We start from the raw sequence: 10011 nt of genomic DNA on the forward strand, positions 1-10011 counted from the left end.
CCATATAACACCTCTCTTTTATGACACTTCCATAGCCAAACGCGCCTGGATCTCGCTCGCCTGGCTCCCTAACTGCAGATATGTGCGAGTTACCGCCGGATTGCTATGCCCAAGGAGTTCAGAAGCGATCAAAAGCCCCTGAGCGCCGGCGGCCTGCATCACGTTCCATGCAGCTATTTTGCGCGTGCTATATGCACTGAGACGCAGCTTTGCATTTACATGCGCGTTGAACCACTGCACAACGGCGTGCAAGCGCTTCCAGATAGCCTGCCGCGTGACAGCGCCGTTCATTGCCTGACAGCGTGAACTGTCAATTTGGCTGCGACTGAAAACTAAACCATCCTCGACAAAGTTACGCTCCATGCGTTCGCGCAGGCGTTTCAAAATGCCAGGGGGCAGTTGTTTAGCGTCTGTTTTAACGTCCGCACGGCTCACTAATTCAAAGACAACCGCCTGTTCGGCTTCAGTCATAACGGCGGCCAGCTGATCGCACGTCATGGCGTCGATTTGCATGTATTCGAGGTGATTACCGGCGATGCGCGCAGCGTCTTTACGCTGTTGGCGAACGATCTCGATGCCTTTACGGGTAGCGCGAGCCTCTGCTGATTTAGTCTGTTTCGCTACGGTTATCACCGTGCGGCCGGTTTCCCAGTTGATGCAGGAATAGCGCAGATTGAGTACGTCGCTGGTTCTCCAGCCGGTAACAGTAGAAATATCCCAGAACAAAAGCACCCAGTCGGCCTGGGTTTTCTGGATACGTTCGCGCAGCTTCCGCTGTTCGTCACGATCGTAAACCGGCTGCATAGTGCGAGTACCTTTAGTGGATATCTGTTCGACGATATTCCCGCGAACCTGGCGCGCTTTGGCTACTAACTGTGAAAGGTTCATCATTGGGCCAGCTCCTTGCGCAGAACGGCTACGCTATCCAACAGATTGCTGAGATCGGCTTTATTCATAGCCGGTACATGAACGGGTTTACCCTGGACGATACGAAGGGCGATATGTAGAATGCTGCTCATAGACATGCGATTTCCTTGCTGGGGTCGATTGTTTATCACGCCTCGGAGTAGTTACAGCTACTGCCGGGGCTTCGTTTTTATTGGCCTTTATCCGCTTTCTTCGCGGCATCGTTTACCAGTTTCAAAAGGTAGCTGTTAATGCTTCGATCATCGTCTTTGGCCAGCTTGACGAGCGCGGCATAAACATCATCATCCATACGAAAACTTACCTGCTTCATATAAGCACCTCCTGAAATCATTATGCTTTCATTTTGGTTTCATTGCAATGCCTAGAAGCTACGATGCCGGCTTATTTTTGGCAACCCTCAGAAAATCGCCGGATTAGTAAAAATCATGCGGCCTTAAAACTTTTTGCTGCCGAATATGCGCGCCCAGACAGATTTGCTGCGCTCAGCTTCAAGCTCTTTGGTCAGGTCTTCTATCCTCTTCTGTTGATCAGTTAACTGCTGCTTGTCGGCTTCACGCTGTTTTAGTTCGGCCTGGCGCCTGTCTTTGTCCTCAAGCAAAAGAGTCATCTGCGCACGCAGCTCCTGTATCTCTTTGGACAGCGCCGTAAGTGCCGCGCTTTGTGTGTCATCTGTTACCGTGTCACGCTGTTTCTTTTTGTCCGGTAATGACACATTGCCGTATTTTCTGATCAGTTCTGACACATCAATAAAACGTTTCCCATTCTGCCGTGTCACCGACAGTTCACCCGCATCAATATGGCGATATAACGTTTTCCGGCTGACTCCGGCTGCCAGTGCAGCATCAGTCAGATTGAGTAAATGTGTATCGTTAGCCATGTGTATCACCGATCAGATAAATTGAGTGTGTCTCGCGTGTCACGTTACAACATACTGCAACGAGCAAGCGCAAGGCGAGCGGAAACGCGAAACAGGCCTTTTTCCATAGCTCCGCTACTCCCAGCGAGCGACGTTAAAAAACGCTCAAACCGGAAGTAGCGAAACCGTGCCAGCTTCGAGATTCGGCTCGTTTCCTTGCCGTGCTCCCCTGATTGCGTCCTGACATCCCACCATGCACTTTTGCCGTCATCAATCCGCCTTTCCCCTGCTGGGCGCGTGGCGTTTTCTCATTCCTCACGCTATCTGATGATCGGCTTTCTGTTTAGGTAGTCGCTCCAACGCTGGGCTTTTTAATCAGACTCCCCGTCTAGCCCTGCTGTTGCTGCCTGACTATGACAAACACATGCTTCCAGTTCGTCAGACACGGCAAAGCGCCGCTAATGGCAACAGCCAATGCGGTAACAGGGTCTATGCGGGAACATCACTTAGAAGTGCTTACAGGGATAAATTGCCCTGTTAGCTGCTTGAATGCTCTGCGAATGGCAGATACACTGAGGTTACAAATTTGGTAGCTGTTCCCGCAAAAGATCCAGTTACCTTCCGGTTAGGTGCTGCAAACACTGCCCCGGCGTCAAAAGCCTCCGCTGCAAACGGGGGCTTTTTTCGTTTCTGGCCGTTACCTTATACCCTTGCGCCGCTTCGGGGAAGATCCTTCGAGGATCTTTTTATCCGGCTAATTTACCGATGTTTTCTTCTGTTGCGGCACGCGACGCACCAACAGCCAGCGCTGCACGCGATCTTTAATAATCTCCAGGCAATAAAAAAGCGCCCCACAGGGCGCTTTATGTGAGGCTTTCGCCGTTACGCAGCTTTGGCGGTGAACTTAATCAACACACCAATATCTTTCTTGTCTGAGTCCTTCTGTACACGTTCCCAGCTGGCCGGGTTCGCGAAAGTAGCGCTGTCGATAGACTTAGTGCCTTCGATAGCGGACAGAACAGAGGACTTAAGGCGCGCGTTACGGAAGCCGATACGGCATGACGTTTCATGCTGGCCAAGGCCGTAGATGTTGACGTTACCGGCGCGGCGTTCGTAAACGCTGTTCACGTTAAGCGCTTTCATCATGATCGCCTGTTGCGACAACAGCAGGGTGTTACCCAGCAGCGCCGGTGCGTCGGTTACAACAACACGCTGGCCAGTTACCAGCTCAATCACAGACACGCCGTTACCTGCCAGATCAGCCGCTTTAAACAGCTGCGTGCCGTTTTTGATGAGGTCAGTACGGGCCAGAGAAAAGAACTGGTTACTGTGCATGACGATCGCGCCCAGGCGGCCGTAGGCATCGCCAAACCGCGCCAGACCGGCATAGATAGAATCTACAGTCAGGTTTCCGAGGTCGCCCACGCTACCGGACGCCGGCGCCTCAATGGTCAGGACGTTGTTAGGGTTAAGGCTGGCCACTGCTACAGCACCAGATACGGCACGCTGCAGCTCAGCCGCCGTGAAAGCAGCGGAAAGCTCTGTTGCTTTCTGCGCGGCCAGAATGTCGGTCTCCTGAGAGTTACCCATCATGCGCTGAAGCATAGATTCAGTGATTTTATAGGTAGGGATACCAAAATCACACGTCACAGCATTTGCCGTCATGGTGGCGATCTCGACCGGGTTCTGCGTGCCGGTAAGGTCATACGCGTTACGGTCTACAACCGCCGGCAGACCGCCAAAAAACCGCTGTGTTTCAGTATCGCCAGGCAGATTGGTAGTGTTCTGCAGGACGATAGAGCCGTTGGACGAAGTGCCGAAAACATCCAGGTTCTCAGTAATGAGTGTTTCAGTAGCCTGATCGGCCTTCTGCTGGAAAACATCATACGCCATGGTAATACCCCGTTTTTATAGCGGCTTTAGCCGCCGTTAGAGTCAATGTTTAGGTTTTGCACAATCTCTAGCGCTCTGTCCTGGACATTGCGAGGTTTACCGATCTCACCTTGTGATGTTTCGGCATTGCGGAGGGCGCCTGTCGCGCCGGCCGCGAAATTCTGCACCATACAACCGCCCAGCGCTGGGTCGGTCTTCAGGTGTTGCCACAGCTCATCGTTAGTGCAGTTCACGAATTGCTCTGGCTCTGTTTCAGTTGCTGCTCGCGTATAGCCGATTTTGCTGGCGTATTCGCCGTTCTCGCCCTTCTGAAGGTCAAAATGTTTTTCCAGTGAGGGCCGAACCACGGATCGCAGGCGTTCAGGCACATAGCGATTAACGAACGCGTCTACCTTGTCAGTTACCAGCGCTTTGCGCATTTGCTCGCGCAATGTCTGATGATCTGCAACCAAAGGTGATTGCTCGTCGATCTGCTGCTGTAACGCTGTTTTCTCATCCCCGGCGGCCTTCAATTTACCCAGCAATTCAGCGTTTTTCGCCTTCAATCCAGCTACGGCAGCCAGTTCTACACTCGCATCATCCAGGTCGAGGCGGTAGCCGTCGCCGTCAGCGTTCTTTGTGTAGCAGCTCTGCAGGTCGCTTGAGAGTTGGCTCAATTCTGCTTCGGTTAATTTGAATTTCAGTGCCATTTGTCGCGCTCCTTAAGCGTGATCGGGGATGGGATAACGCTCAAATAATACCCTATATCCGTGTACTTACCAACAAAAAAGGTAGAAAATAAATTATCTACCACAAAAACAGGTATAGGCTATGCGAACACATAACGAAGCTATTGCCAGACGTGCCGGCGCTATCACAGATCACGACCAGCGCAACGGGCAGCCGGGTTATCTCAAGCAGGCGGCAAGGAACCGCGCACGCCTTGCAGAACTGAATAAATCGCCGTTGGGATCTATTGAGGCACAGCTAAGGGAGGCTCTTTTAAATGCCCAGCGTTAACCTGATGGCCGGCAAAGCCGGTATGCGCCGTTTATATGCAGCAGCTGAGCGCGTAGATTTTGAGGCTGAAGCGGAGGAACGCAGACGTGCTGTTCTGGCCGGGCATAACCCGTGGGTAAGAGTTCGTGAGAAAGGCGAGCACCCGAAGCCTGTGATAGCTTTCACGCCTGTTACACCTAAAGACGGGCGCCTGTCCTCATGGCTGCTGGCGCTGGCAGAAAGACATGCTTAGGGCGTAAAAAAACCCAGGAGGGATAGTAAGCCTGGGTTCTTTTACTGCTGAGGCTTGCGGTTCTCAGCAATTTAACACGCAATAAGTGCACCATGTGTAATACAAACAAACCTTACTGTACAAAATGCAACCACACAAGCGATTTAAGCCGCTTAAAACGCCTTATGCCGGGCTTTAGTTTCTAGCGATACTCTGACGCATCTTATTCGATAAAAGCTCTGTCATCGCCGCTGGCGCCGCCTGATCCCAGTGCTTCCCGGCCAGCCAGTAGTAACACCCGCCTTCTTCCATATTTTCACGTACGATATCGCCGTTCGCTACCAGCTGACGCATAGCGCGCCATTGCGCCACCTTCAGGAACCGTAGTCCGCGTGCCTGTGCTTCTGCGCGTAATTCAGCGTGCGTGTAGTATCCAGGGCCGTTCTCATCCTGCAGGCGTTTGAAAAAAGTCAAAAGTGAATCCGGTGTTAGCATTTTGTTCAGTCCTCTCTGTCGTTTCGGTCAATTGCGGTTCTGGTTCAGCTACTGCCTGTGCTGTTTCGGACAATTCTTCATTCACTGTATTCAGTGCTTCGCCGGCTGCGGTACTGGGCGCCCTTGGCTGGCCGTAGTTGATTATCACTACTTCCCATAGCGTGTGCGTGCTGTCGTACCAGCTCTGCGCCCACTGATGGACTTCTCTGCAGGCGATCTGCCACTGTTCGGCATAGTCGCCTTTGTCGTCGAATAAGAAAATCACCTGCTGTTCGCGGTCGGGCAGGCCATCGGCTGCCGTCTGCGGTAGCAAAACCCACGGTAAAGGCTTGTGCGGTGTTTTAAGATCGGCTGCGGTGTAGGTCTCAGCTATGTCCTCAAGGCTTGCTACGGCCACTACAGGGACGATGTGCCACGGCTCCCGCGCCTTACCGGTATTTCTCCCGGTGCGGTAGAGATAATCGATCTGCGCAGCTACACGCCCCATTACCAGGCACGCCCGTCAGCTGCAGCTTCTGCTTGCTGCTGTGCTTTGGCAGTGGCTTCGAGTTCTTCGAGGCGGTGTTTTAGCTCATCCATTTCTACAACCTGTGCTGTCTGGCGCAGGATCGCAGCATAGGCCGCCGCCATGTCGCAGGTGATGGCGCCAGACACGCTGGCCGCCGTGATGGCGTCAATGCGCTGCGTATAGCTCAGTTTGGCCCATTGAGCCTCGGACATGATACGCACGGCCGGCATCGTGGGGCGTGTCGCCGGTAATGCGCGATTAGCAAGAATTTCAGAAGCGCGCACGCCTTCTTTAGTCGGCGTCTGTGCGACGCGGATGAGGTTTTCCAGCACCTGCGGCATGGCATCGCGGATCACCGCTCGCAGCGGGTCTACGCTACCTTTTGGGCGTCCTGGCCCGCCTTTATTGCCCTTTTCAAATCTGGCCGAACCGGGCTTGCGCAGCGTTGGCTCGTTTGTAAGGCTTTCCGCTTTCTGAGTGCTGCGGCGAACTCGTTTAATAGGCTCTGACATGGCGCGTTCTCTGACTGATTAGTATTTAGACAGTTTATCAGAGTTTTAAAAACACTCAAGCTATTGATTTGCAACCACAAAATACGATTTATCCCACCTTAATTTACTTACTATCACACCAGATAACCGCCGTTTGTGGCATACGCACGCGCATAGGGTCTACCGCAGATCTCAGAGCACAATAAAAGGAGTTAAAGACAGGTTATTAATCAGTATCCCTGTTTTTTCCTGTTTATTAATTACTTCGTGTTTTTTATGTGGTTGCACTGGCGGCTAAAGTTGGGGCGTAAATGGGGGTAGGTTAGGGTGTTTAAAAGTACCCCAACAGCCCTCAAACCCGCGCCAGCACTGGGTTTTGTGGGGGTAGTTAGTGGGGGTGGGGTAACTTTCTATAAGAGTCTCTACAGAAATATATAAAATGTGGTTGCAGTACCGTAGAGACTGTATGTAGTTATTTAATTTTTAACTTATATATAAATATACCCTAACTACCCTAACTACCCCAACTAAACCCAGTCACAGCAAGGCTTCAGCAAGTGGGGGTCAGGTTGGGGTAGTGGGGGTGCATGGCGATTTAAGGCATTAAAAAAGGCGCTTTTCAGCGCCTTTGCTCATTATTGAACGGTTACGGGTACGTGATACCGAAAGACGTTCCCGACGTTCTTATACGGAAGATGTAAGTCCATCATCTTCTTACGCAGCAGCTTACCTGCTTTAGAAACGTATCTGTCCGCTATTCCCGCTTTCCGGCAGAAATCAGTAGTGGTCATCCATACACTAATTTTTGCGGTTTCACAGTTTGAGAAATAGTCATCGATAGTAACTGAAACGGGATCAACGGCGATAAACGCGCGGTTATTTTCCTGCACAGCAGCCGTTAACTCCGCCGGCAAATCGTAACCCTCGCCGGCGTCTACCCAGCTTTTGACCTCAAGCCAGAACTGGCGAAGCTGTTCGGGATCTGTCAGCCGTGCGCCGCTGCCGTTGTAAGTCCATCCAAGCAGGCGGTTTACTTCGTCGATAGCGATAGGGGCAGCCAAAGAGATCACCGGAAAGCGGCTGGCTATCGAAGCATCCCGAATAAAGTCATCTTTGTTCACGCTGGCCACGAACACAGTGCGGCGTGCGCGTTTGCTTTCAGTGCGGGCGTAGGCGGCGCGGTAGGCGTCCTGGCTGTTGTCCACAAAGGCTTTTAGCTCGCTGCTCTCCTTTTTGGTCATTGAGTCAACCTCGCCCAGCTCTGCTACCCAAAGATTTGTAGCTGTCTTTACGCTGTCCTTGTTTTTCGGATCAAGATACAGCGCTTCTTTGAAAACGCCGTCGGCCACACTGAACAGGCGTTTAAAAAAGTGTGTCTTATGGTAGTTGTTTTGCTCGCTGAAAAGCGTAGGGATGGCTTTGAACGAGATACCGGGCTTTTCTAGATCAATAGCGTGAACGGCGGCGATGAGCGCTGAGCGCATAACGGCGTTTGCGTACTCCGGTTTCTCCGCATTCAGGCAGGACAGGACACGATCAACACGTTTCACGCCGTCCCAGCCGCCGCCTTTACGCAGCCAGGCATCTACAGGGTGATAGCGGTTTTCCTCTGCACAGGCTGTAAAATGCTCATCGAAAGTAGAGGTAGATAAACCGGCGCGCTCAAGATCTGAGACAATGCGAGAACGCACTGCAGCTTCTGTTCTCTCGATGCGTGCGCCGTTGCTGCGACACAGTTCTACTGTGTCACTCATTTCGTTATACGCCGCCACATAGCGCTGTCTCGATAGCATCCAGTGCAGGTTATCGCGGGTTTTCATGGCGTCATATCCTGTCAGAACGCCGTCTTTGTTCTTTTTAAGACGCACATCCGGGGGAACCATATCGGGGCCGATCTGGAAACGCTCTGACACAGCTTTGCGCGCCTTATCACGGTAGTCGCCCAGCATCCCCTGATGGTCTAAAACCTGATGCGGCTTGCGCGCCGAAACTGGTGCATTATGTGTCGTACCGGTTTCACCGTCATGCGCGCTGTTTCGTGCGCTGTGATAGTTAGCTGTGAGTTCCTGAAGTAAATTAAAGTCGGCGCCGCACGCTTCACAGGCGTAGCGCAGCTTCTCGCTGTGGCGTTTCATCTGTGCCACTGCCTGGCGATCTGTGTCATGTACGAATGTCACATTGAATTGCGTATAGCCCTGTCCTGGGGGCGAAAAGCGAAGGCTTGTATCATGATTCTCGCCGCTATACTGCCGACCGTGCGACGCTGAGGCGCGCAGTGTGACACTGTTACCATCAGCACGGGCGCCAGGTAGCGTAAGCAGGTGTTGCATAAACGGCGCGAAGATACCGGCCAGATCATCAGCGATAGTCAGCTCTGTGTCACGCCGTTTCGCCGTAACCGGCGGTTGCACGTTGTTGATGCGAGCATGGCGCAGGGCGCCGGCCAGCCGCAGCGGCGTTTTATACGCGCTGAATGACACGTCGCCGTTTTGTGGCGTGCGATACATCACCTGTGCCGCGGTAAATGTTGCTGAATCGACGGCGTGTCCAGGGAAGTAGCGATCGAGAAGCGCGGCACGAACCAACAGCATCTGCTCAGCGCCGTTCGCCGGCTTATCCGTGGCCAGAACTACACGGAACCGCGGTTCGGCGTCTGTATGGCTCGCCGTTGTATAAAGTGCCCACCAATGCGGCATTTCTTCCAAAATGCGGCGCACTTCTGCGAAGCTCTCCGGCGTCGCTGCGTCAAAGTCGAATCCATAAATTGACTGATCGGCAATGCTGTCGCCATCACGCCAGAACATCCCCGCCGGCGCCGTTCCCTTCCCTTTGCGACTCTCAGGACGAACGCAGCGAGCACAAAAATAGCCGGGCGCCGTCTTGATGTCGGGATAATCGCCATCGCACGGCTGCAGCAGCTGCTCTACGTGCTCGATAGTGCCGGTATTAGTGCTAAATACATGCACATCCTCGCGGCCTTCTGGTTGTAACGGGCGAGACCATGAATAGAAAAGTGTCCCGTTGGCAGGGACGTTACTAATATTTTCGCTTCTCTTTCTGCGTTGATTCATAAAGGTTGCTCCCTTCAAAACTAATATTTTGGGAACCTTGCAACCACGAAAATAATAATGTAGGATGTGTACATTGTGCGATATCCAATCATTGGATATACTACCTACAGAACTATTTCAGGGGTGAAAGGTTCTTTGGGTTACTCAAAAGCCATCGTTTGCCGCGGTGGCTTTTTCGTATGTGGAACTCTACTCCTTTCAGCCTGTTGGCGTCAAAGAGACTTTTTGGCCTTTTCCTTTAGTTCATTTATTTTCTTGTCCATTGCTATTATCGCATCATCACATGGTTCGTCTTTATCACTAACGATAGAAATATCGTCAAACGAACCTTTGCATTGTTCCTTAACGTAAACTCTGTGACCGGGAAATTCTTTTTCCAGTAATTCACGTAATACAGACAAATCTGTTTCGTCCGCATTTACTACGGCATGTATATCAACCATATAACACCTCTCTTTTATGACACTTCCATAGCCAAACGCGCCTGGATCTCGCTCGCCTGGCTCCCTAACTGCAGATATGTGCGAGTTACCGCCGGATTGCTATGCCCAAGGAGTTCA

At 52.1% G+C, this 10011-nt stretch carries 13 protein-coding genes and 1 pseudogene; 2 read left to right on the forward strand and 12 right to left on the reverse strand.

Annotation, left to right across the window (positions count from 1 at the left end; genetic code table 11):
* Positions 1-18: 18 nt before the first annotated feature.
* The 6 genes from MHZ89_RS22250 to MHZ89_RS22275 form a co-directional block, all read right to left on the reverse strand.
* Entirely contained in the window at positions 19-891 is an 873-nt protein-coding gene (locus MHZ89_RS22250; RefSeq protein WP_311784628.1) for a tyrosine-type recombinase/integrase, read from the reverse strand.
* Positions 888-1025: a hypothetical protein gene (locus tag MHZ89_RS22255; RefSeq protein WP_311784629.1), complete on the reverse strand. Its 138-nt coding sequence runs from the start codon at positions 1023-1025 to the stop codon at positions 888-890. The genes MHZ89_RS22250 and MHZ89_RS22255 overlap by 4 nt, the downstream gene beginning before the upstream one ends.
* A gap of 71 nt (positions 1026-1096) precedes the next feature.
* Positions 1097-1237, reverse strand: coding sequence for an Arc family DNA-binding protein (locus tag MHZ89_RS22260; RefSeq protein ID WP_311784630.1), 141 nt, complete (start codon positions 1235-1237; stop codon positions 1097-1099).
* 123 nt (positions 1238-1360) lie between these two features.
* Complete coding sequence (locus MHZ89_RS22265; protein ID WP_311784631.1) at positions 1361-1804, reverse strand: helix-turn-helix domain-containing protein; 444 nt, start codon at positions 1802-1804, stop codon at positions 1361-1363.
* An 861-nt stretch (positions 1805-2665) separates the two neighbouring features.
* Entirely contained in the window at positions 2666-3676 is a 1011-nt protein-coding gene (locus MHZ89_RS22270) for a major capsid protein (protein WP_311784632.1), read from the reverse strand.
* Positions 3677-3702: 26 nt separating this feature from the next.
* Positions 3703-4365, reverse strand: a complete 663-nt coding sequence (locus tag MHZ89_RS22275) for a hypothetical protein (RefSeq protein ID WP_311784633.1) — start codon at positions 4363-4365, stop codon at positions 3703-3705.
* 121 nt (positions 4366-4486) lie between these two features.
* Between MHZ89_RS22275 and MHZ89_RS22280 the strand changes: the two genes are divergently transcribed.
* Positions 4487-4675: a hypothetical protein gene (locus MHZ89_RS22280; protein WP_311784634.1), complete on the forward strand. Its 189-nt coding sequence runs from the start codon at positions 4487-4489 to the stop codon at positions 4673-4675.
* Positions 4662-4907, forward strand: a complete 246-nt coding sequence (locus MHZ89_RS22285; RefSeq protein WP_311784635.1) for a hypothetical protein — start codon at positions 4662-4664, stop codon at positions 4905-4907. The genes MHZ89_RS22280 and MHZ89_RS22285 overlap by 14 nt, the downstream gene beginning before the upstream one ends.
* A 174-nt stretch (positions 4908-5081) precedes the next feature.
* On the opposite strand, the gene MHZ89_RS22290 is transcribed toward MHZ89_RS22285, so the two are convergent.
* From MHZ89_RS22290 to MHZ89_RS22315, 6 genes and pseudogenes are all read right to left on the reverse strand, one after another.
* A complete protein-coding gene (locus MHZ89_RS22290) occupies positions 5082-5360 on the reverse strand; it encodes a hypothetical protein (protein ID WP_311784636.1) in 279 nt (92 codons plus the stop codon).
* Positions 5332-5868 (reverse strand): hypothetical protein, encoded by a 537-nt coding sequence (locus MHZ89_RS22295; RefSeq protein WP_311784637.1) that lies wholly within the window; start codon positions 5866-5868, stop codon positions 5332-5334. Before MHZ89_RS22295 ends, MHZ89_RS22290 begins: the two co-directional genes overlap by 29 nt.
* Positions 5868-6401, reverse strand: a complete 534-nt coding sequence (locus MHZ89_RS22300; protein ID WP_311784638.1) for a hypothetical protein — start codon at positions 6399-6401, stop codon at positions 5868-5870. Before MHZ89_RS22300 ends, MHZ89_RS22295 begins: the two co-directional genes overlap by 1 nt.
* Positions 6402-7015: 614 nt before the next feature.
* Positions 7016-9451: a VapE domain-containing protein gene (locus MHZ89_RS22305; RefSeq protein WP_311784639.1), complete on the reverse strand. Its 2436-nt coding sequence runs from the start codon at positions 9449-9451 to the stop codon at positions 7016-7018.
* A gap of 212 nt (positions 9452-9663) precedes the next feature.
* Complete coding sequence (locus tag MHZ89_RS22310; RefSeq protein ID WP_311784640.1) at positions 9664-9894, reverse strand: hypothetical protein; 231 nt, start codon at positions 9892-9894, stop codon at positions 9664-9666.
* Between the two features lie 14 nt (positions 9895-9908).
* Positions 9909-10011: pseudogene (locus MHZ89_RS22315) on the reverse strand (integrase); the annotation flags it as partial.

The organism is Pantoea sp. ACRSB (assembly GCF_022346905.1).
Lineage (GTDB): Bacteria > Pseudomonadota > Gammaproteobacteria > Enterobacterales > Enterobacteriaceae > Pantoea > Pantoea piersonii.